The sequence below is a fragment of the Streptomyces hyaluromycini genome (assembly GCF_002217755.1).
In the GTDB taxonomy this organism is placed as follows: Bacteria; Actinomycetota; Actinomycetes; order Streptomycetales; family Streptomycetaceae; genus Streptomyces; species Streptomyces hyaluromycini.
In genome coordinates this window covers 224,964-245,615 of the sequence record NZ_BCFL01000021.1, presented here as the reverse complement: position 1 = coordinate 245,615, position 20,652 = coordinate 224,964, and the positions used below count along the sequence as shown (strand labels likewise).

The window sequence follows — 20,652 nt, the reverse complement described above, 5'->3', positions numbered from 1 at the left end:
CGGCGGGGGCTGGTCGCGCCCGCGTGGCGGAGCCGCATATCAGAACAGCCCCGCGCCCCTTTGGGGCGCGTCTCCCTTTAGGCAGTAAAAAGTCAGGGTGTTTCAGACAGTCCTGCGGCGGCCTCGCCACAGCACCACCGCCGCCACCGCCAGTACCCCGCCCGTGCCGCCGGCCAGCGGGGCTGCCCAGTCCGTCGCGCTCGTCGCCTTCTCCTGCGGGTCCGGGCCGGAGCCGAAGTACTTCTTGTTGTACGACGCCGATGTCAGGTTCTCTGTCTTCAGCTTGGCCGCGGCCTTGATCGCCGCCGCCGGGTCGATCATTCCGAAGCCCCGGGAGTCGTCACGGCCGCCCGCCGGGGCGTCCCGGGCGGTGTCCTCCAGGAGCTTCTTGATCTGGGCCGGGGTGAGGCCCGGGTGGGCCGCCTTGACCAGGGCCACGGCGCCGGAGACGAAGGCGGAGGCGGCGCTGGTGCCCCAGCCCTCGTAGTACTTGTGGTCCGGGTCGGCGATGACGATGTCGACGCCGGGTGCGCTGACCGTGGCGTACCAGCGGCGGGTGGAGAAGTCGGCGCGGGTGCCGAACTTGTCCACCGCGGTGGCGGCGATGACGCCCGGGTAGGCGGCCGGGTAGGAGATGTGGTCGCCCTTGTCGCCGCCGTTGCCGGCCGAGGCGACGACCACGACGTTCTTCTTCAGGGCGTACTGGATCGCCTCGTCCTCGCTGGGCTCGGGGTGGGCGGAGTCGGAGTCGTCGCCGAGGGAGAGGTTGATGACGTCGGCGCCGTGGTCGGCGGCCCACCGGATGCCCTCGGCGAGGGCGTTGCCCCGGGTGGAGCGGGCCTTGCCGCGGGCGCTGTCACCGTCTTCGAGGATGACCCGGACGGGCAGGATCCTGGCCTCCGGGGCCACGCCCATCACCCCGTCCTCGTTCCCGACGCCATGGCCGTGACCGGCGATGATGCCGGCCATGGCGGTGCCGTGCCGGGCCCAGGTGCGGTCGCCGGGCTTGGCCCCGAAGCCGATCATGTCCTTGGCGGCCATGACGTTGCCGACGAGGTCCGGGTGGTCGGCCTCGACGCCGGTGTCCAGGACGGCGACGGTGATGCCCTTGCCCTTGGTGGTCTGCCAGGCCTCGTCGAGGTGCAGGGCGGACAGGCCCCACTGCTGGGCGCGGATGCTGTCCGCGTACGCGGTCGTGGACGGCAGCAGGGCGAGCGAGCCGGCGAGCAGCAGGCTCACCGCGGCCCCGGTTGCGCGGCGCTTCATGAGTGCTTCTCCGTTGCCGGGCCGGCGATGTTCTGGCGCAGTCGCCGTTCGATCCGGTCGGCCAGGCCCTGTGCCTCGTTGCCGAGGCCGGCCTGGGCCGCGGCCGTGGTGGCACCGGACGTCTCGGCGTCGGCGGCGGGCTGCGGGGTGTCGACGGTACGGCCGTCGGCCCAGCCGGACACTGCGTAGGCCACGACCGGGGCGTCGGTGAGCACGGAGATCGTCCAGGAGGCGCGCTGGTGCGGCCCGAACCGCTCGGCGGCGGTGTTCTTCGCCGCGTACGGGCGGGGCAGCAGGTCGGTACGGCGGTCCAGCCGCTCGTCGGTGAACCGCTTGGCGAGGGCGGTCATCCCGGCCGGGTCGGCCTTCGTGAACAGCAGGCCGACGGTCGTCACGTAGCTCTGGGTGGCGTCCGTGTAGGTGGCGCGGACCAGGCGCTGGCAGCCGACGGGGGCGAGCGCCTTGCGCAGCAGCGGGTCGAAGGCGTCGGCGCAGCCGCCGGCCGGGGCGACGGCGATCCGGGTCCAGGTGCGGTCGGCTCCGCCGGGGCCGGCGCCGGTGCCCTGCACGGTGGGCGGGAACAGTTCGTCGACCGGCACGTTGTGCCACAGGCCGGAGGCGGTGCTGAAGCTGGTCGCCGCGGTCGTGTCACCGCCGTCGTCGACGATCCAGCCCCCGGTCACCGCGCCGCCGATGAGTCCGAGGCCGAGCACCATGCAGGCGGCGGCAGCGGCGGTACGAGGCGCCACGCGACCGACCAACGACAGCCCCCGCCCACGCTCGTCGTACCCCTCGGGCTCACCGAACGTCACAACGGGCCGCTCCCGGCCCGGAGTTCCCGCGGCGGCGCTCCAGGACAAGGCGGGGTCCGGGGCGGGACCGAGGGTGTGGGCCGGCGGGACGGTGTCGCGGTGGGAAGGAGGAGCGGGGGCGGGACGCGGCACGGTGCCGGAGTCCCGGTGGGCCGGGGCGGTCGGCTGTGCCGGAGGAGTCGAGGGCCGCGGCGGCGCTCCCGCCCCGGACCGTGCGGGAGTGTCGACGGCCGGGAACGCCGTGCCGGTCGCCGACGAGGCCGCGGGCCGCGCCTGGAACCCGCTGTCCGGGAGCCCCGTGGGACGCGGCGGGCCGGAGGGTGCCCGGGCACCGGTCCGGTTCGGTGCTTCGGCCCCCGGAGCCTTGCCGGGCCGCGCCGGCGGCTCGGCCGGATACGGCGGAGCAGCGGGCGACGGGGCGCTCGTCGGACGCGGGGGAATACCGGTCGCCGCAGACTCCGCGGAACGCGGCGCGGCACCGGACGCCGGAGGGCCGGCCGGGCGCCGCGGTATGCCGGGCGCCGCGGCGCCCGTCGGGCGCGAGGGATCGCCGCTCGGCGCAGGCTCCGCAGGACGCGGCCCGTTACCCGCCGCCGAAGGACCCGCGGGACGCGGGGGTGCAACGGCCGCTGGAGGACCGGCCGGGCGAGGTGCGGCACCGGACGCCGGAGGGCCGGCCGGGCGCCGCGGTGTACCGGGCGCCGCGGCGCCCGTCGGGCGCGAGGGATCGCCGCTCGGCGCAGGCTCCGCAGGACGCGGCCCGTTACCCGCCGCCGAAGGACCCGCGGGACGCAGAGGTGTGACGGTCGGCGCGGGCTCCGCAGGACGCGGTGCGGCACCCGCTGCCGGAGGGGCCGCGGGACGCAGGGGGGTACCGGGCGCCGGGGCATCGGCCGGGCGCGGCGGGGTGCCGGTGGCCGGAGGGCGGGGTGGTGGTGGGGTGGCCTTCGGGGGTGTCGTGGGGCGTGGCGGGGCCGTCGGTACCGGGAACGTCCGCATGTGCGGGCTCCACGCGCTGCCCGAGTCCGGCGTGCCGATGCCGGTGGCCGGGAAGTCGCCGCGGGGCCGTTCGAACCGTCTGGGCCCGGTCGCGCCGGACGTGCCCCCGGCCGGGTCGCCGGACGGCGCGGCCGGACGCGCGGACGACGGCCCTGCGGTGCCACGCCGCTCGTCCGACGACGGCTCCGTCTCCTCCGCCGCGCGCAGGGGGCGGAGCGAGGTGGTCGGTTCCGACCCGGGCTGCGTGCGCCGTGACGACGGGCCCGGACCGTGGGACAGCCGGAACGGCGCGGTACGCCCGGTCTCCCGCCCGGAGGACGCGGGCGGCACCGGTCGGCCGGACTCCCGGCCCGAGGTCGCCGGCGGCACGGCCCGGCCGGTCTCCCGGCCGGAAGGCGCCGGGGGCAGGTCCGGGAAGCGGGCCGAGGCCGGGGGCGGGGGCGCGGTGGCCGCGCCCTGGGGCGGCGGGCCCTGCGGCGGGCGGAAGTTGGGGTAGCGGGGCCGAACGATGCGTTCGGCGGACGTCGAGCGGCCGACGGTCCGGTCCCCCGCATCCTGTTCGCCCTGCCCCACCGCACCGCCCCGACTCGTCCGGTCATCACGACTCTGCTGCCCGCCGGGCCGACCCGGCAGCTGGTCCTGCCCGGTGGTCCCGGCCTCACCGGTGGATACGTCCGGCCGCTGCGACCGGTTCACCCGGCTCGGCCGGTCGAAGAACCCCGGCCGGTCCACGCGGCCGGACGCACCGGACACGTGCGGGACATCACCCTGGCCGGTCCCGCCGTTGCCCGGCCGGGTTCCGTCGCCCGCCGGCGCGGGCTCACCCGGGGAACTCGCCGGGGCGGGGTCGGGCGAAGGTCGTCGAGGGATCGGGGCGTGCCGCGCTTCACTGCTCATGCGCCCCCCCGTTTCCTCGTGCCCGGGCCAACTCCTCGTACGGGCCGTCGTGCTCCCCGGCGCGGAGAGGTCCACCCCCGGGCACGCATACCCGCACGCGCGGATCCGCATCCCGGCGCGGGTCAGGCGGCCGGATTCGTTCCGCCGTACGTGCGCGTCACTCTACGGGTTGTCCGCGGGCGAGCGGGAACCAGTCCGCAGCCCCGGGGCATCTGCCCGGATCGTCCCCCTACCCTGCGGTAATCCTGTCTGGCAGGCTTCGTTCATGACTGCGCGCGCCGCCGACCGGGCCCGTTACGACCGGGCCACCGCCCACCTGGACGCCCCCCTCGCGATCGTGGATCTTGAGGCCTTCGACGCCAACGCGGACGATCTGGTGCGCCGGGCCGGCGGCAAGCCGATCCGGGTCGCCAGCAAGTCCGTGCGCTGCCGCCACCTGCTGGAACGGGTCCTCGCGAAGGAGGGCTTCGCGGGGATCATGTCGTTCACGCTCGCGGAGTCGCTGTGGCTCGCGAGGTCGGGGTTCGACGACGTCCTGCTGGCGTACCCGTCCGCCGACCGGAACGCGTTCGCCGAGCTGGCCGCCGACCCGAAGCTTGCCGCCGCCGTGACCGTGATGATCGACGACCCGGCGCAGCTCGACCTGATCGACGCCGCCCGGGACGGCGGGAGTGAAGTGGTCCGGGTCTGCCTGGAGTTGGACACCTCGCTGAAGCTCTTCGGGGGGCGGGTGCGGGTCGGGGCCAGGCGCTCGCCGCTGTACTCCCCCGCCCAGCTCGCCGACCTCGCGCAGATCGTCGTCCGGCGGCCGGGCTTCAGGCTGGTCGGGATCATGGGGTACGAGGGGCACATCGCCGGGGTCGGGGACGATGTCGCCGGCCGGCCGCTGCGGTCGCGCGCGGTGCGGCTGATGCAGGCCACCGCCCGCCGTGAGCTGGCCGAGCGGCGCGGCGCGGTGGTGCGGGCGGTCCGGGCGGTGGCGCCGGACCTGGAGTTCGTCAACGGCGGCGGCACGGGCAGTGTGCAGACCACGGCGGCGGAGGACGCGGTCACCGAGATAGCGGCGGGTTCGGGTCTGTACGTGCCGCGCCTCTTCGACAACTACACGTCGTTCACCGGCCGGCCGGCCGCGCTGTTCGCCATGCCGGTGGTCCGCCGGCCCGGTGTGGGGGTCGTCACGGTCCTCGGCGGCGGCTACCCGGCCTCGGGCGTCGCGGGCCCGGACCGGCTCCCGGTGCCGTACCTGCCGGAGGGGCTGTCGTACGACGCCCAGGAGGGCCCCGGCGAGGTGCAGACCCCGCTGCTCGGCTCCGCGGCGGACGACCTGCTGATCGGCGACAAGGTGTGGTTCCGGCACGCCAAGGCGGGCGAGCTGTGCGAGCGGTTCGCCGAACTGCAGCTGGTCGAGGGCGACCGGGTGACGGCGACCGTACCGACCTACCGGGGCGAGGGGCACACGTTCCTGTAGACGTCTAGGGCCTGTCGGCCGGGCGGATGCCCTTCGTGATCGCGTCCATGTCGGACAGCGGCGGTCCGTCCGGGCCCGCGTCGAAGACGAACCGGACGACGACCGGGGCCGGGATGCCGGTGTCGGACGGGAAGGCCAGGGACTGGACGTAGCCGCCCGGTCCGTCGGCCGTCCGGACCCGCCAGCGCACCAGGTAGCCGTCGCGGCCCGCCACCGCGACCCGCCCCGCCTTGACGACCCGGTGGGACCGGATGCCCCCGAAGGGCCGCCCGCCGCCGGGATCGCGGCCGTACGCCGCCTCGGCCGCGTCGGGTACGTCCCGTTCGGCGACGGTGCGCGGGGAGGCGCCGTCGGCGCTGCCCGCCGTACGGCTGATGACCTGGCCGTGGCGGCACCGGCCGGTGTCGGCCGGGCAGGCGTAGGTGCCGTCGGTGGTCATCACGACGTCGTCCTGGGCGAGGTACGAGGAGCCGGTCCAGCCGGCCGGCACCGGCAGGGTGATGCCGTTGAGCTGGTCGACCACGAGGGACGGGGGCGCTGCCGCGCTGGGGGCGGCGTGGACCGTGGTGTCGGCACCGCCGCCCGCCTCGTCGGTGCGGAGCACGGTCGCGCCGGAGACGATCGCCGTCGCCAGCACGGCGGCGGCGGATATCAGCGCGACCGCCCTGGCCCGTCCGGACGCCCCGGCCGCCGGGGCCGGCGGCGCGGGGAGGCCGGACGGGGTGCGCCGGTGCTCGGTCCAGGCCCGTCCGTCCCACCAGCACTCCAGGTGCGGGGCCAGTGGGTCGGCGTACCAGCCGGGCGGCGGGGTCATGCTCACTCCCGCACTGTAGGACGGGGGTCGGGGTCCGTACACGGACTCCTAGAGGGGCGTGACGTACGCCCCAGAGATCCCGCCGTCCACCAGGAAGTCGCTGGCGTTGACGAAGGAGGAGTCGTCGCTGGCCAGGAAGGCGACGGCGGCGGCGATCTCCTCGGCCTCGGCGAACCGGCCGAGCGGGATGTGCACCAGGCGGCGGGCGGCCCGCTCCGGGTCCTTGGCGAACAGCTCTTGCAGGAGGGGGGTGTTGACCGGTCCCGGGCAGAGCGCGTTGACGCGGATGCCCTCCCGGGCGAACTGCACGCCCAGTTCACGGGACATGGCCAGAACTCCGCCCTTGGAGGCGGTGTAGGAGATCTGCGAGGTCGCCGCGCCCATCCGGGCCACGAAGGACGCCGTGTTGATGATGGAGCCCTTGCCCTGCTGCCGCATGTAGGGGATCGCGGCCTTGCAGCACAGGTAGACGGAGGTCAGGTTGACCTCCTGGACACGCTTCCAGGCGTCGAGACCCGTCTCCAGGATGGAGTCGTCGTCGGGGGGCGAGATACCGGCGTTGTTGAAGGCGATGTCGACGCTGCCGTAGGTGTCGAAGGCGGTCTTGAAAAGGGCCTCGACCTGCTCGGCGTCGGTGACGTCGACCTTCACGAAGATGCCGCCGACCTCCTCGGCGGCGGCCTTGCCGCGGGCCTCGTCGACGTCGCCGCAGACGACATGGGCGCCCTCGGAGGCCAGCCGCCGCGCGGTGGCGAGGCCGATGCCGCTGCCGGCTCCGGTGATCACGGCGGTACGGCCGACGAGTCGGCGGCAGACGATGTCAGGGGTCTCAGCGGTCACTGTGCGGGGCCTTCCGTGCTGATGAAGACGTTCTTGGTTTCGGTGAAGGCGGTGAGCGCGTCCGGGCCGAGTTCCCGGCCGATCCCCGACTGCTTGAAGCCGCCGAAGGGGGTCCAGTAGCGGACGCTGGAGTGGGAGTTGACGGACAGGTTGCCGGCCTTGACCGCCTGGGAGACGCGCAGGGCGCGGCCCACGTCGCGGGTCCAGATCGAGCCGGAGAGGCCGTACTCGGTGTCGTTCGCGAGGCGGACGGCGTCGGCCTCGTCCTCGAAGGGGAGGACCACGGCGACGGGTCCGAAGACCTCCTCGACGGCCACGCGCGCGTGCGGCTCGACGCCGGTGAGGACGGTCGGCGGGAACCAGAAGCCGGGGCCCTCGGGGGCCTTGCCGCGGATGCCGGGCGCGTCGGCGTCGACGTAGGAACGGACGCGCTCCAGCTGGGACCTGGAGATCAGCGGGCCCATGTCGGTGGTCTCGTCGGCCGGGTCGCCGACGGTGACGGACTCGATCGCGGGGGCGAGGAGTTCCAGGAAGCGGTCGTAGACCGGGCGTTGGACGAGGATGCGGGTGCGGGCGCAGCAGTCCTGGCCGGAGTTGTCCAGGAAGGACATGGGGGCGGCGGCCGCGGCGGCCTCGATGTCGGCGTCGGCGAAGACGAGGTTGGGGCTCTTGCCGCCGAGTTCGAGGGTGACGCGCTTCACCTGGTCGGCGCAGAGCGCCATGATGCGCTTGCCGGTCCGGGTGGAACCGGTGAACACGATCTTGGCGACGCCCGGATGTGTCACGAGCGCCTCGCCCGCGATGTCCCCGCGGCCGGGCAGCACCTGGAAGAGGTGCTCGGGGAGGCCCGCCGCCAGGGCGAGTTCGGCGAGCCGGAGGGCGGTGAGCGGGGTCGTCTCGGCGGGCTTGAGGATCACCGCGTTGCCGGCGGCGAGGGCGGGGGCGGTGCCCCAGGCCGCGATGGGCATGGGGAAGTTCCAGGGGGCGATGATCCCGACGACCCCGAGGGGTTCGAGGAGGGTGACGTCGAGGCCGCCCGGGACCGGGATCTGCCGGCCGATGAGCCGCTCCACTCCCCCGGCCGCGTAGTCGAGCAGGTCGCGGACGTTGCCGGTCTCCCAGCGGGCGTTGCCGATGGTGTGCCCGGCCTCCCGGACCTCCAGCCGGGCGAGTTCCTCGCGGTGTTCGTCGACGACGACGGCGAACCGGCGCAGCAGCCGGGCCCGTTCGCCGGGCACGAGCGCGGCCCACCGCTGCTGGGCCTGCGCGGCCCGTCGTACGGCGGTGTCGACGTCCCCCTCCGCAGCCCCCGGGACGGTCGCGATCACCTCCTCCGTGGCCGGGTTGAGGACGTCGAGTTCGTACTGTTGCGACAAGTGATGCCTCACATGCGTTCGAAGGAGCGGCGCAGCTCCCAGTCGGTCACCGCGGCGTCGAAGGCCTCCAGTTCGACGCGGGCCATGTTGCGGTAGTGCGCGACGACCTCGTCGCCGAAGGCGGCCTTGGCGACGGGGCTGTTCTCCCAGAGCTCGGCGGCCTCGCGGAGGGTGGTCGGGACGTGTGCGAAGTCGGCGGTGTAGGCGTTGCCGGCGCAGGCCTCGGGCAGTTCCAGTTTCTGCTCGATGCCGTGGAGGCCGGCCGCGACCAGGCCGGCGACGGCGAGGTGCGGGTTGACATCGCCGCCGGGCAGCCGGTTCTCGAAGCGCAGCGAACGGCCGTGGCCGACGACTCTCAGCGCACAGGTGCGGTTGTCCTGGCCCCAGGCGACGGCGGTCGGGGCGAAGGAGCCCGGCTGGAACCGCTTGTAGCTGTTGATGTTGGGGGCGTAGAGCAGCGAGAAGTCGCGGAGGGCGGCGAGCTGTCCGGCGAGGAAGTGCCGCATCACGTCGGACATGCCGTGCCCGTCGGGCGCGGCGAAGACGTTGTTGCCGTCCGCGTCCGTCAGCGACAGGTGGATGTGGCAGGAGTTGCCCTCGCGCTCGTTGTACTTGGCCATGAAGGTGAGGGAGACGCCCTCCTGGGCGGCGATCTCCTTGGCACCGGTCTTGTAGATCGCGTGCTGGTCGCAGGTGACGAGGGCCTCGTCGTAGCGGAAGGCGATCTCGTGCTGGCCGGGGTTGCACTCGCCCTTGGCGGACTCGACGGTCAGCCCCGCGCCCGCCATCTCGTTGCGGATCCGGCGGAGCAGGGGCTCGATCCGCCCGGTCCCCAGTACCGAGTAGTCGATGTTGTACTGGTTGACCGGGGTCAGCCCCCGGTAGTTCGCGTCCCAGGCCGCCTCGTACGTGTCCTTGAACACGATGAACTCCAGCTCCGTACCGACCTGTGCGGTGTAGCCGAGTTCGGCGAGGCGCTCCAGTTGGCGGCGGAGGATCTGCCGGGGCGCGGCGACGACCGGGGAGCCGTCGTTCCAGGCGAGGTCGGCGACGAGCATCGCGGTGCCCGCGTTCCAGGGCACGCGGCGGAGGGTGGAGAGGTCGGGGTGCATGGCGAAGTCGCCGTAGCCGCGGTCCCAGGAGGACATGGCGTAGCCGTCGACGGTGTTCATCTCGGTGTCGACGGCGAGGAGGTAGTTGCAGCCCTCGGTGCCGTGGCGCAGGACCTCGTCGAGGAAGAAACGGGCGGCGAACCGCTTGCCCTGCAACCGCCCTTGCATGTCGGGGAATGCCAGGACGACAGTGTCGATCTCACCGCTCGCGACGAGGGTGTGCAGTTCCTCGACGCTCAGCGGGGGTGTGCGGTCTGCCACGGGAGCTCCTTCGGCTTCTTTCACGCAGCGCTTCTGGGGCCGGTCGGGGAGCTCTAAGGTATTGAAGAGAACCATTGCTTGGGAAGGGGGTACGGCCATATGTCGTTGGACGCGGACGGCGCCCTCGACGACCCGTTGACTCCGGTGCTGCGGCCGGTGCGGGCGGGCAACGGCTTCGAGGAGGCGCTGGAGCAGATCCTGCAGGTCGTCCGGCTGGGCCTGGTTCCCGGCGGCGAGCGGCTGCCCGCCGAACGGGAGCTGGCGGAGCGGCTCGGGATCAGCCGGGTGACGCTGCGCGAGGTGCTGAAGGTGCTCCAGGACCAGGGCCTGGTGGAGTCCCGGCGCGGCCGGTACGGCGGGACGTTCGTGCTGCCGCGCGCGGACGCGGGCGGCGAGGACGAACTGCGGCGGCGGATCGCCGAGGTCGACATCGAGGACGTGCTGCGCTTCCGGGAGGTCCTGGAGGTCGGCGCGGCGGGCCTGTGCGCGGCGCACGGCCTGACCGGTGAGCAGGCGCTCCGCCTCCGCGAGGCGCTGGCCCGCACACACGAGGCACCGCTGGCGGACTACCGCCGCCTGGACACCCTGCTCCATCTGACGATCGCCGAGCTGTGCGGCTCTCCCTCCCTCACCGCCCAGTACGCGGCGGTACGGGCGACGGTCAACGACCTCCTCGACTGCATCCCGCTCCTGGTCCGCAACCTGGAGCACTCGCAGCGCCAGCACATCGCCCTGGTGGAGGCGGTACTGGACGGGGACGCGGACGGCGCGCGGGAGATGATGCGGGAGCACTGCGCGGGGACGGCCGCGCTGCTGCGGGGGTTCCTGGCGTAACGGTCCACGCGCATGTCATAAAGGTAGGCACGCGCACCTTTGTGACACGGGAGGGGACCATGACCGGACGGCCGCTGATCGGCGTGAGCACATACCTGGAGGCCGGGGCGCGCTGGGGCGTCTGGGAGCTGGAGGCGGCTCTGCTGCCGGCCGGCTACCCACGCCTGGTCCAGCGGGCCGGCGGACTTGCGGCGATGCTGCCGCCGGACGCCCCGGAGCACGCGGCGGCGACGGTGGCCCGCCTTGACGGCCTGGTGATCGCGGGCGGCCCGGACGTGGAGCCGGTCCGCTACGGCGCCGAGCCCGACCCCCGCACCGGCCCTCCCGCCCGCGCCCGGGACGCCTGGGAACTGGCCCTCGTCGACGCGGCGCTGGCCGCGGGCATACCGCTGCTCGGCATCTGCCGGGGCATGCAGCTCCTGAACGTGGCCCTCGGCGGCACCCTCGTCCAGCACATCGACGGCCACGCGGAGGTGCCCGGCGTCTTCGGCCGTCACGAGGTGAAGCCGGTCCCCGGGACGCGGTACGCCGAGACGGTCCCGGAGGAGACCTCGGTCCCGACCTTCCACCACCAGGCGGTGGACCGCCTCGGGGCGGGGCTGCTGGCGTCGGCGCACGCGGCCGACGGCACGGTCGAGGCGATCGAACTGCCCGCCGGCCGCGGCTGGGTCCTCGGGGTGCAGTGGCATCCGGAGATGGGCGAGGACCTGCGGGTGATGCGCGCCCTGGTCACCGCGGCGGTCGCAGCCGCGTCCTGAGCCAGGCCAGGGCCGCGTCGCCCTGCGCCCGCTGGAACGGGCGCAGGGTGGGCAGCCCGGGCGGCGCGGGCCGCACCGAGTGCTCCAGGAAGAAGCCGGTGAGCGCGGCGAGGGCGGCGGTGACGGCATCCGGATCCGCGTCCCGGCCGAGCGGATGCGCACCGAACACGTCTTCCGGGTCCGGGCCGCCCTGTGCCGTGACGCACGGCAGCATGACCAGCAGGTCGAACCAGGGAGCGGCCCGCACCGCGTGCGGCCAGTCCACGAAGACGACCCCTCCGTCGTCCGTCAGCAGCATGTTGTCGGCACGCAGGTCGGCGTGGGCGAGGGTGTCACCGGCGACGGACTCGGGCCAGGGGGCGGCGAGTTCGGCCAGTTCGGCGAGGTGGGAGACGGTCCAGTCGTCGAGGATGCCGATGGCCGTGCCCGGCTTCTCGACCAGCTTGCGCCAGCCGTCGAATGCGTCGGCGAGACGCTCGGCGGCGGGTGGGGCGTCGACCGGGGACGGGGTGAGGGTACGGCCGAGGACGGCGACGGCGTCGAGGACGCGGCGGAGTTCGTCCGGGCGCCAGGGGATGTGCGGCTGACGGCCCTTCACCTCCTCGAACACGAGGGCCACCCAGGTGCCGTCGTCGTAGCTGCCGAGGAGGCGGGGTGCGGGGACGGCGGCCGGGAGGGCGGCGGTGTTGCGGGCCTCCGTGCGGTGCAGAGCGGGGCTGTCGGGGTTGCTGTCGGCGCTGACCGCCTTGACGAAGGCGGTGCGGTGGGCGGCGGTGCGGATTCTGGCGGCGACGCCCGGGGAGAAGCCGCCGGGCTGGGTGACGGCGTAGGTGACGGGGGCGCCGCCGAGGAGGTCGGCGACGGCGGTGCGGACGGGGGCGGGGAGGGCTTCCCAGGGGGTGCGGGTGCCTTCGGCGGGTGGGGCAGGGGTGGGCATGGGGGGATGGTGGGGGGTGGGGACCGGCCACCGCCAGGAATTTCCGCTCCCGCCGCCCCTACCCGGGGGTGCGGACCGCTCCTCTTCAGGTGACCGAGTCGGGTGGTGGGTGGGCGAAAGGTGTCTCAACCCCGGGTCAGGGAAAGCAGCTCGCGGGCCGGGCCGGTCGGGCGGTGGCCTGTCGGCCAGACCGCTCGTAGGTCGCGGCGCAGGGCGATGCCCTCCACCGGGATGCTGACCAGCCGCCGCATCGCCAGCTCCTCCCCCACCGCCAGTTCGCTGAGGACCGCCGGGCCCGCGCCGCTGACCGCCGACGCCTTCACCGCCGTGGTCGACGACAGTTCGATCAGCGGTCGGGCCAGCCCGCCCAGTGCCGCGTCGAGGACCTGCCGGGTGCCGGAGCCGCGCTCGCGGAGGATCAGCGGGGTCGCCGCCAGCTCCGCCGCCGCGAGCGGGCGACGACGGCGGGCCCAGGGGTGGGTGGGGGCGACCACGACGATCAGCCGGTCGTGGGCTATCACCGCCGAGTCCAGGCCGTGCGGGACCGTCAGCCCCTCCACGAAGCCCAGGTCCGCCTCGTCCGCGAGCAGCCGCTCCGCCACCGCCGCCGAGTTGCCGGCGAGCAGGGACACCGCCGTGTCGGGGCGCTGGGCGCGCAGTGCGAGCAGCCAGCCGGGCAGGAGGTACTCGGCGATGGTCATGCTCGCCGCGACCCGCAGCCGCGAGTCCCGCCGGTCCCGGAGCGCCTGGGCACCCGCGTCGAAGGCCTCCGCCGCCTCCACCACCCGCCGCGCCCAGTCGGTCACCAGCGCCCCCGCGTCCGTGAGCCGGGAGCCGCGCGGTGAACGGTCGACCAGGGCCACGCCCAGCTGCCGTTCCATGGAGCGGATCCGGCTGCTGGCCGCCGGCTGGGTGATGCCGACCTCGCGCGCCGCCGCCCCGAGGCTGCCCAGCCGTGCCACCGCCAGCAGCAGTTCCAGTGCGCCGAGGTCCGGCACCCGGTGCGCCAGCGTGCCGCCCCCCGCCCGCTCCTCCGTCTCGCTCATAAGACCAGCTTATGCCCCCATAGGTAAGGACTCCCTGGTCGGCGGCGCGAAGCAGCGGCACGTTGGACCCATGGTCACCGCAGTCCGCCATCTCGGCCCCAACTGGTACGCCTCCGTCATGGGCACCGCCGCCCTCGCACTGGGCGGCGCCGCACTCGGCTTCGACGGCCCGCGTCAGCTCTTCGTCGGCGTCTGGGCGCTGTCCCTGCTGCAACTCGTGGTCCTGCTGTTCGCCCGGGCCCTGCACTGGGCCTGCCACTCCGACCAGGCCCGCGCCCACCTCCGCGACCCCGCGGTGGCCCCCTTCTACGGCTGCCTCTCCATGGCCCTGCTCGCCGTCGGCGGCGGTGCCCTCGCCCTCGGGCGGGACTGGATCGGCGAGCCGGCCGCCGTCGCGCTCGACTCCGTGCTGTTCGTCGCCGGTACCGCCGTGGGACTCGTGGCCGCGGTCGCCGTGCCGTACCTGCTGGCCGTACGGCACCGGGTCGAGCCCGGTCAGGCCTCCCCGGTATGGCTGCTGCCGCTGGTCGCGCCCATGGTGTCGGCCGCGCTCGGACCGCAGCTCGTCCCGCACCTGCCGGCCGGGCAGCCGCGCGCGGCCCTGCTCTACGGCTGCTTCGCGCTCTTCGGGCTGAGCCTGCTGACCACGCTGCTGATGCTGACGCTCGTCTTCGCCCGGCTGGTCACCGGCGGTCCGCTGCCGCTCGCGCTGACCCCCACGGTCTTCCTGGTGCTGGGTCCGCTCGGGCAGTCGACGACGGCCGTGGGCGCCTTCGCGGACCTCGCTCCCGGGGTCGTACCGCCGCCGTACGCCGCCGGCTTCGGCCTCCTCGCTGTGCTGTACGGCGTTCCCGTCATGGGGTTCGCGCTGCTGTGGCTGGCGCTGGCGGCGGCGCACGTGCTGCGGGCGTGGCGGCAGGGGATGCGGTTCACCATGACGTGGTGGGCCTTCACCTTCCCCGTGGGGACGTGTGTCACGGGCGCGGCCGCGCTGGGGCGGCACACCGGGCTCGCCGCGTACCACTGGCTGGCGGTGGGTCTGTACGCCGTCCTCGTCGCCGGCTGGCTCGCGGCCGCCTCCGGGACCGTACGCGGGCTGCTCAGCGGCGAGCTGCTCGCAGGGCCTCGCCCAGCACCCGTGGCGTCTCGGCCAGTGACGGTCCGTACCACGTCAGGTGCCGTCCGCTGACCAGCCCGCAGGGCAGCCCCGGGAACGCCTCCGGGCCGTCGACGGCGGTGAAGCGGTAGGGCTCGTCCGGGAGGACGACCAGGTCGGGGGCCGCGTCGAGCAGTTCCCCGACCGGGATGCGGGGGTAGCGCTCGGGGTGGCCCTCGAAGAGGTTGCGTACGCCCAGCCGCGCCAGCACGTCACCCGCGAACGTGTCCCTGCCCAGGACCATCCACGGCCGCCGCCAGATCGGTACGACCGCCGTCGCGCGGGGGTCGGCGGGCGGCGGTGCGGACCAGGCCCGCTCCGCCTCGTCCAGCCAGCGGGGGCGGGCGGCCGCCCCGCACGCGGTGAGGACCCTGTCCAGCTCGCGGAAGGCCTGCGGCACGTTTCGCACCTCGGTGACCAGGACCTCCACGCCGGCGGTGCGCAGGGCGTCGAGGTCGGGGGCGCGGTTCTCCTCCTCGTTGGCGATCACCAGGTCGGGGGCGAGGGCGAGGATGCGGTCCAGGTCGGGGTTCTTGGTACCGCCGACTCGGGGGACGTCGAGGTCGGCCGGATGGGTGCACCAGTTTGTGGCGCCGACGAGGATCTCGGGGAGCGTTTCTGCGATTGCCTCGGTCAGGGACGGTACGAGGGAGACTGCGCGCCGTGGTCTTGTGCGGGTGCGTTGTGGCTGGTCGCGCCCACGCGGCGCCAGCCGCATATCAGATACCGCCCCGCGCCCCTTTCGGGGCGCTTTAGCCCGGGGCGTCTCAAGGCGGGGCGTCTCAGGGCGGGGTGCTTCAGTTCGGGGTGCTTCAGCGGGGGCGATCCTGGACCGCCTCGATGTGTTCTGCGACCGCCACCACGATCACCCTCGTGTCCGGGACCGTCGCACGCCAGCGGTGGCGGACTCCGCCGGTGAGGTAGAGGGTGTCGCCGCGGCCGAGGCGGTAGGCGCGGCCCTCGGCCTCGATCTCCACGGCGCCGTCGGCGACGTACATCAACTCGTCGTTGCGGTGCTGGAATTCGCGGCCGGCGTCGTGGTCGCCGGTGAACTCCGAGGCGTGCAACTGGTGGTGACCGCGCACCAGGGAACGCACTTTGGGGGCGAAGTCCGGCTCGGTGGCGTCGTCGGCCCGTACGACGTCGACGCTGCACGCCGGGTCGGCGGCGGCGAGGAGTTCGACGGCCGTGGTGCGCAGGGCGTCGGCGAGCTTCTCCAGGGAGGTGCGGCTGGGGCGGGCCCTGTCGTTCTCGATCTGGCTCAGGAAGGGCACCGACAGGCCGCTGCGCTCGGCGACGGCGGCGAGGGTGAGTTCCAGCGCACGGCGGCGCCGCCGGACTGCCGCGCCCACCCGCACGGGCTGCTGGTCTTTGTGGTCGCCCATCGCTCCGGCTCCCTCCTTCGCTAGTCGTTCCGTCCTTCGGGCGCCCCGCTGCGGCCGGGCCCCTCCTGATGGGTTCTCTGCACCCTACGCATGTTCGGCAAACCGTTTCAGGCGGCCGTCACATCCCCGTCACGTCCGGTGAGCGCGACCCTCACAGTTCGCGCCAGTGCGCGAGCTCGCCGGACCCACCGGGCGCGGACTCCCCCTTCGGGATGAACACGCTGACCAGGAGGGGCGGACGGCCGTCGGGGCGCGGCCGGGGGACGGGTGGCGTACCGGCTGCCGCCGGGGGTGCGCAGGCTCAGCCGGCCGGCCCGGCCGGAGACGGGGTCGTAGGCAAACGCCGACCGGCTCCCGAAGTCGTTCCGCGGGCGCGCCCCCTCGATCAGGACGAGGGGGCACCCCAGGAGTTCAATGCGCGAGCGGTCGCCGATGTTCCCGGTGGTGCCCCGGGCGCGGAGTGCCTGGTCGAGGTGCTGATCCGGGCGGGCCCGCCGGAGGGCGAAGTCCGGTGGGGCGGACCGGAGTCGGCGGTCGGTGGCGCGGTCGGCGCGGTGGTGGCCGGCCGGTTCCACGGTGTCGCCGCGGAGCGCGGTGCTGGCGGAGGTGTCCCCGGCACGGCGGGGCAGGGTGCGAGGCGCGTCGAACGCGTGGTCGGCCGTTCCGGACGGCAGGGCGGCAAGGCTTGGGCAGTGCCGTAGCGCTATGTGGTTGGCCGGATCCTTTTCGTACGCGAGGCCCCGTCCGCCGTTGCCGTCGGCGTGCGGGTCCGGGCAGGGCCCGACCCGGCGCCCGGCACCGGGTCGCCGTCAGTGCCGTACGGCATGATGCGTGGCGTGACCGCACGACTGATGCTTCTCGACACCGCCTCGCTGTACTTCCGCGCCTACTTCGGCGTCCCGGACTCCGTGAAGGCGCCGGACGGCACGCCGGTGAACGCCGTGCGCGGGCTGCTGGACTTCATCGACCGGCTGGTCAAGGACCACCGCCCGGACCTGCTGGTGGCCTGCATGGACGCCGACTGGCGCCCGCAGTGGCGGGTCGACCTCATCCCCTCCTACAAGGCGCACCGGGTCGCCGAGGAGCGCGCGACGGGACCGGACCGGGAGGAGGTGCCGGACACCCTCTCCCCGCAGGTGCCGGTCATCGAGGAGGTGCTGGACGCGCTCGGCATCGCCCGGGTCGGCGTCGCCGGGTACGAGGCCGACGACGTGATCGGCACCTTCACCGCGCGGGCCGGCGGTCCGGTGGACATCGTCACCGGCGACCGCGACCTCTACCAGCTGGTGGACGATGCGCGCGGGGTGCGGGTGCTGTACCCGCTGAAGGGTGTCGGGACGCTGCAGACGACCGACGAGGCGTGGCTGCGCGAGAAGTACGGGGTGGACGGAGGCGGGTACGCGGATCTGGCGCTGCTGCGCGGGGACCCGAGCGACGGTCTGCCGGGGGTGCCGGGCATCGGTGAGAAGACGGCCGCGAAGCTCCTCGCCGAGTTCGGCGACCTGGCCGGGATCATGGCCGCGGTCGACGATCCGAAGGCGAAGCTCACGCCGTCGCAGCGCAAGCGGCTGGACGAGGCCCGGCCGTACGTCGCCGTGGCGCCGAAGGTGGTCCGGGTCGCCGGTGACGTACCCCTGCCGGACGTCGACACCGCGCTGCCGAAGGCTCCCCGGGACCCGGCGCGGCTGAACACCCTGGCCGCCCGCTGGGGTCTGGGCGGCTCGCTGAACCGCCTGCTGGTGACGCTGGAAGCCTGACCCCCGAAGGAATGTTCCGGTAAAACACGCTCATCGAGTGTTCATGGAAGAGGTGTTAACTGGACGGAGATGCTAACTTAGGTAAACCTAACCAATGGAGCAGGGAGGCCGGTCATGGCGGAGCGCCCGGGACGTAAACCGCGTAAGCCCCATTCCGCCCAGGTGGTGCGCACCGAGCGGCTGAGCCCGCACATGCAGCGCGTGGTCCTCGGCGGTGACGGACTGGCCGGCTTCACCGCGGACACCTGCACCGATCATTACGTGAAACTCCTCTTCGGGCCGGCGGGCGTCACCTACCCGGAACCCTTCGACCTGGAACAGATCCGCGCCGAGTTCCCCCGCGAGCACTGGCCGGTGACCCGGACCTACACCGTGCGCTCCTGGAACGCCGAACACCGGGAGCTGACCCTGGACTTCGTGGTGCACGGCGACGAGGGCCTGGCCGGGCCGTGGGCCTGCCGGGTCCAGCCCGGCGAGACGGTGCGCTTCATGGGTCCCGGCGGCGCCTACGCCCCCGACACGGACGCCGACTGGCATCTGCTCGTCGGTGACGAGAGCGCGCTGCCCGCGATCGCCCGCGCCCTGGAGTCCCTGCCCTCCGGGGCGAAGGCGTTCGCCTTCGTCGAGGTCTCCGGCCCCGAGGAGGAGCAGAAGGTCGACTCCGACGTGGAGGTCGTCTGGCTGCACCGGGGCGAGCGGCCGGTCGGCGAGGCGCTGGTCGCGGCCGTACGGGAGCTGGAGTTCCCCGAAGGCCGGGTGCACGCCTTCGTGCACGGCGAGGCGAGCTTCGTGAAGGAGCTGCGGGCGCTGCTGCGCGTCGAGCGCCAGATCCCGCGCGAGGACCTCTCCATCTCCGGCTACTGGCGTCTTGGGCACAACGAGGACGGCTGGCAGGCCTCCAAGCGCGAGTGGAACGCCCGGATCGAGGCGGAGCAGGAGGCCGGCGGCGCGGCCGCGGCCTGAGCGGACCGGCGGCATCTCACGAGAGGATGCCGCCGCCCCGCGTCGGTCACACCGACCGCTGATACGACCTGAAGGTCCTGATCGAGAGCCACACGGCCGCGACCGCCAGCGCCAGCAGCGCCCCGCCGCGGCCGAGCACCGCACCCCAGTCGGGGTCCGCCGACATCGCCGAACGGCCCGCCACCATCGCCCAGTTGACCGGGTTGAAGTCGGCGATGTGCCGCATCCAGCCGGGCATCTGGGACGGCGCCATGAAGGCGCTGGACAGGAACGTCAGCGGCAGCAGCAGGAAGGTGTTGATCCCGATGATCGACTCCCGCTCCCGCACCAGCATGCCGAGGGCGTTGGACAGCGCGCCGAAGATCGTGCCGAGCAGTACGGCGGCCACCACCAGGATCGCTGTGCCGCCGATCCCGCCCGGGTAGTCGGCGCCGCCCAGCAGGCCGAGCAGCACGATGATCAGTGACTGGCCGGCGGTGACCAGGCCGTTGTTCACCACGTTGCCGTTCATCAGCGCGGCCCTGCTGACCGGAGTGGTCAGGAAGCGGTTGAGGGTGCCGCGCTGGATCTCCTCCAACGTGCCCATGCCCGCCCACATGTTGGAGCTGAGGGCGCTCATCACCACCACGCCCGGCACCAGGTAGTCGAGGTAGGAGGCGGTGCCGAAGCCGCCCAGCTCGACGACCTTCTTGAAGAGGTTGCCGAACAGGAACAGCCAGATCACCGGCTGGATCAGGGTGATGACGGCGAACGCGGGCTGGCGGGCGAACACCAGCAGCTGACGCTGGGTCATGTACCAGGTCTGGGAAACGGCGTTGCTCATCGCGCACCTCCGGCCAGGGCGAGGGAGTCGGCGGTGTCGGCCTCCGCGTAACGGCGGCCCGCGTAGCGCAGATAGACGTCGTCGAGGGAGGGCCGGGCGACGGTCGCGGCCGTCACGGTCACCCCGGCCCGCTCCAGGGCGGCGAGCAGCGCCGGCATCGCGGCGGCCCCGTCGTCGGCGCGGGCGCTGATCCGGCGCCCGTCGAACAGCGCCTCGTGCACGCCCGGCACTCCGGTCAGGGCGCCCGCGAGCAGGGTGCGGCCGGCTTCACCGGGCGCCTCGCGCAGCTCCACGTGGACGGCGTCGCCGCGCAGTTCGCCCTTGAGGGAGTCGGGGGTGCCCTCGACCACGACCCGGCCGCGGTCCACGATCGCGATCCGCTCGGCGAGCCGGTCGGCCTCCTCCAGGTAGTGCGTGGTGAGCAGGATGGTCAGGCCCTCCTCGCCGGCCAGCCGGCCGATCTCGTCCCACATCGCGGTGCGGGCCTCGGGGTCGAGACCGGTGGTGGGCTCGTCGAGGAAGAGCACCTCGGGGCAGTGGACCAGGCCGAGCGCCACGTCGAGGCGGCGCCGCATGCCGCCGGAGTACCCCTTGACCGGGCGGCCCGCGGCCTCGGTGAGGGTGAAGCGGTCCAGCAGTTCGTCGACCCGGCGGTTCAGCCCGGCCCCGCGCAGGCCGTAGAGCCTGCCCTGGAGTCGGAGGTTCTCCCGGCCGGTGGCGACCGGGTCGGCGCCGGAGTTCTGGGCGACCACGCCGATCGCGCGGCGCACCCGGTCGGGGTGGCGCAGCACGTCGTGGCCGGCCACGGTGGCGGTGCCCGAGTCGGGCCGGGCCAGGGTGGTGAGGATCTTGACGGTGGTGGACTTGCCGACGCCGTTGGGCCCGAGGAGCCCGAAGACGGTGCCGGGTGCGACGGTGACGTCCACGCCGTTCAGCGCGGTGACGTCACCGGGGTAGGTCTTGATCAGCTGGCGCGCCTGCACTGCGGGCGCACGGGTGCTCATGTCGGCTGCTCTCCTGAGGAAAACGCGAGTGATCGCGGATGATCGACGGTTGGTCGCGAATGATCCGCGCGATGAGCACCGGGCTATCCTGGGTGTGCCGCACCTCGATGGCCCGGAGCCGCCGCACGGCGGGTTCGGTTCGGG

General features: G+C 73.9%; 19 protein-coding genes. 7 read left to right on the top strand and 12 right to left on the bottom strand.

All coding sequences use genetic code 11. The annotated features are described in order from the left end of the window. Positions 1-102: 102 nt before the first annotated feature. Together mycP and SSP29_RS25435 are read right to left on the bottom strand one after the other, a co-directional pair. Positions 103-1,266, bottom strand: coding sequence for a type VII secretion-associated serine protease mycosin (mycP, locus tag SSP29_RS25440; protein WP_089103123.1), 1,164 nt, complete (start codon positions 1,264-1,266; stop codon positions 103-105). After that, entirely contained in the window at positions 1,263-2,078 is an 816-nt protein-coding gene (locus SSP29_RS25435; RefSeq protein WP_089103122.1) for a hypothetical protein, read from the bottom strand. Before SSP29_RS25435 ends, mycP begins: the two co-directional genes overlap by 4 nt. 997 nt (positions 2,079-3,075) lie before the next feature. Here SSP29_RS25435 and SSP29_RS25425 point away from each other — a divergent pair. Beyond that, a complete protein-coding gene (locus SSP29_RS25425; protein WP_145968951.1) occupies positions 3,076-3,573 on the top strand; it encodes a hypothetical protein in 498 nt (165 codons plus the stop codon). 666 nt (positions 3,574-4,239) lie between these two features. After that, complete coding sequence (locus SSP29_RS56305) at positions 4,240-5,442, top strand: amino acid deaminase/aldolase (protein ID WP_089103119.1); 1,203 nt, start codon at positions 4,240-4,242, stop codon at positions 5,440-5,442. Between the two features lie 4 nt (positions 5,443-5,446). Here SSP29_RS56305 and SSP29_RS25415 read toward each other — a convergent pair whose 3' ends face one another. From SSP29_RS25415 to SSP29_RS25400, 4 genes are read right to left on the bottom strand one after another with little or no spacing between them, the layout of a single operon-like run. Further along, positions 5,447-6,256, bottom strand: coding sequence for a DUF2510 domain-containing protein (locus SSP29_RS25415; protein ID WP_089103118.1), 810 nt, complete (start codon positions 6,254-6,256; stop codon positions 5,447-5,449). 48 nt (positions 6,257-6,304) lie between these two features. Further along, a complete protein-coding gene (locus SSP29_RS25410) occupies positions 6,305-7,096 on the bottom strand; it encodes a 3-oxoacyl-ACP reductase (RefSeq protein ID WP_089103117.1) in 792 nt (263 codons plus the stop codon). Then, positions 7,093-8,472 (bottom strand): aldehyde dehydrogenase family protein, encoded by a 1,380-nt coding sequence (locus tag SSP29_RS25405; protein ID WP_089103116.1) that lies wholly within the window; start codon positions 8,470-8,472, stop codon positions 7,093-7,095. The genes SSP29_RS25410 and SSP29_RS25405 overlap by 4 nt, the downstream gene beginning before the upstream one ends. Positions 8,473-8,480: 8 nt before the next feature. After that, positions 8,481-9,845, bottom strand: a complete 1,365-nt coding sequence (locus tag SSP29_RS25400; protein ID WP_089103115.1) for a glutamine synthetase family protein — start codon at positions 9,843-9,845, stop codon at positions 8,481-8,483. Between the two features lie 99 nt (positions 9,846-9,944). Here SSP29_RS25400 and SSP29_RS25395 point away from each other — a divergent pair, with 99 nt between their 5' ends. Both SSP29_RS25395 and SSP29_RS25390 read left to right on the top strand, forming a co-directional pair. Further along, positions 9,945-10,679, top strand: coding sequence for a FadR/GntR family transcriptional regulator (locus SSP29_RS25395; RefSeq protein WP_089103114.1), 735 nt, complete (start codon positions 9,945-9,947; stop codon positions 10,677-10,679). 59 nt (positions 10,680-10,738) lie between these two features. Next, positions 10,739-11,437, top strand: coding sequence for a gamma-glutamyl-gamma-aminobutyrate hydrolase family protein (locus SSP29_RS25390; protein WP_089103113.1), 699 nt, complete (start codon positions 10,739-10,741; stop codon positions 11,435-11,437). On the opposite strand, the gene SSP29_RS25385 is transcribed toward SSP29_RS25390, so the two are convergent. Both SSP29_RS25385 and SSP29_RS25380 read right to left on the bottom strand, forming a co-directional pair. Beyond that, positions 11,409-12,374: an aminoglycoside phosphotransferase family protein gene (locus SSP29_RS25385; protein WP_089103112.1), complete on the bottom strand. Its 966-nt coding sequence runs from the start codon at positions 12,372-12,374 to the stop codon at positions 11,409-11,411. The two genes, SSP29_RS25390 and SSP29_RS25385, sit on opposite strands and share 29 nt — an antisense overlap. 125 nt (positions 12,375-12,499) lie before the next feature. Next, the gene (locus SSP29_RS25380) at positions 12,500-13,420 is read right to left on the bottom strand and encodes a LysR family transcriptional regulator (protein ID WP_089103111.1); all 921 of its coding nucleotides are present in this window, start codon (positions 13,418-13,420) and stop codon (positions 12,500-12,502) included. Between the two features lie 70 nt (positions 13,421-13,490). Here SSP29_RS25380 and SSP29_RS25375 point away from each other — a divergent pair, with 70 nt between their 5' ends. Beyond that, entirely contained in the window at positions 13,491-14,609 is a 1,119-nt protein-coding gene (locus SSP29_RS25375) for a TDT family transporter (RefSeq protein WP_089103110.1), read from the top strand. Here the strand turns inward: SSP29_RS25375 and SSP29_RS25370 are convergent. Continuing rightward, entirely contained in the window at positions 14,521-15,294 is a 774-nt protein-coding gene (locus SSP29_RS25370; protein ID WP_089103109.1) for a helical backbone metal receptor, read from the bottom strand. The two genes, SSP29_RS25375 and SSP29_RS25370, sit on opposite strands and share 89 nt — an antisense overlap. 94 nt (positions 15,295-15,388) lie before the next feature. Beyond that, positions 15,389-15,961 carry a helix-turn-helix domain-containing protein gene (locus SSP29_RS25365; protein WP_089103108.1) on the bottom strand — a complete coding sequence of 191 codons (573 nt, stop codon included), beginning with the start codon at positions 15,959-15,961 and terminating at the stop codon, positions 15,389-15,391. 827 nt (positions 15,962-16,788) lie between these two features. Here SSP29_RS25365 and SSP29_RS25355 point away from each other — a divergent pair. Both SSP29_RS25355 and SSP29_RS25350 read left to right on the top strand, forming a co-directional pair. After that, complete coding sequence (locus tag SSP29_RS25355) at positions 16,789-17,718, top strand: 5'-3' exonuclease (protein ID WP_245883217.1); 930 nt, start codon at positions 16,789-16,791, stop codon at positions 17,716-17,718. Positions 17,719-17,832: 114 nt separating this feature from the next. Continuing rightward, the gene (locus SSP29_RS25350) at positions 17,833-18,681 is read left to right on the top strand and encodes a siderophore-interacting protein (protein ID WP_089103105.1); all 849 of its coding nucleotides are present in this window, start codon (positions 17,833-17,835) and stop codon (positions 18,679-18,681) included. A gap of 46 nt (positions 18,682-18,727) precedes the next feature. On the opposite strand, the gene SSP29_RS25345 is transcribed toward SSP29_RS25350, so the two are convergent. Beyond that, complete coding sequence (locus tag SSP29_RS25345; protein ID WP_089103104.1) at positions 18,728-19,504, bottom strand: ABC transporter permease; 777 nt, start codon at positions 19,502-19,504, stop codon at positions 18,728-18,730. Beyond that, positions 19,501-20,508, bottom strand: a complete 1,008-nt coding sequence (locus SSP29_RS25340) for an ATP-binding cassette domain-containing protein (protein ID WP_089103103.1) — start codon at positions 20,506-20,508, stop codon at positions 19,501-19,503. Before SSP29_RS25340 ends, SSP29_RS25345 begins: the two co-directional genes overlap by 4 nt. Positions 20,509-20,652 lie beyond the last annotated feature (144 nt).

Coding starts and splice junctions, on each gene's coding strand:
- mycP (WP_089103123.1), bottom strand. CDS start 1,266: ATGAAGCGCCGCGCAACCGGGGCCGCGGTGAGCCTGCTGCTCGCCGGC.
- SSP29_RS25425 (WP_145968951.1), top strand. CDS start 3,076: ATGTGCGGGCTCCACGCGCTGCCCGAGTCCGGCGTGCCGATGCCGGTG.
- SSP29_RS56305 (WP_089103119.1), top strand. CDS start 4,240: ATGACTGCGCGCGCCGCCGACCGGGCCCGTTACGACCGGGCCACCGCC.
- SSP29_RS25415 (WP_089103118.1), bottom strand. CDS start 6,256: ATGACCCCGCCGCCCGGCTGGTACGCCGACCCACTGGCCCCGCACCTG.
- SSP29_RS25395 (WP_089103114.1), top strand. CDS start 9,945: ATGTCGTTGGACGCGGACGGCGCCCTCGACGACCCGTTGACTCCGGTG.
- SSP29_RS25390 (WP_089103113.1), top strand. CDS start 10,739: ATGACCGGACGGCCGCTGATCGGCGTGAGCACATACCTGGAGGCCGGG.
- SSP29_RS25385 (WP_089103112.1), bottom strand. CDS start 12,374: ATGCCCACCCCTGCCCCACCCGCCGAAGGCACCCGCACCCCCTGGGAA.
- SSP29_RS25380 (WP_089103111.1), bottom strand. CDS start 13,420: ATGAGCGAGACGGAGGAGCGGGCGGGGGGCGGCACGCTGGCGCACCGG.
- SSP29_RS25375 (WP_089103110.1), top strand. CDS start 13,491: ATGGTCACCGCAGTCCGCCATCTCGGCCCCAACTGGTACGCCTCCGTC.
- SSP29_RS25370 (WP_089103109.1), bottom strand. CDS start 15,294: ATGCGGCTGGCGCCGCGTGGGCGCGACCAGCCACAACGCACCCGCACA.
- SSP29_RS25365 (WP_089103108.1), bottom strand. CDS start 15,961: ATGGGCGACCACAAAGACCAGCAGCCCGTGCGGGTGGGCGCGGCAGTC.
- SSP29_RS25355 (WP_245883217.1), top strand. CDS start 16,789: ATGCGTGGCGTGACCGCACGACTGATGCTTCTCGACACCGCCTCGCTG.
- SSP29_RS25350 (WP_089103105.1), top strand. CDS start 17,833: ATGGCGGAGCGCCCGGGACGTAAACCGCGTAAGCCCCATTCCGCCCAG.
- SSP29_RS25345 (WP_089103104.1), bottom strand. CDS start 19,504: ATGAGCAACGCCGTTTCCCAGACCTGGTACATGACCCAGCGTCAGCTG.
- SSP29_RS25340 (WP_089103103.1), bottom strand. CDS start 20,508: ATGAGCACCCGTGCGCCCGCAGTGCAGGCGCGCCAGCTGATCAAGACC.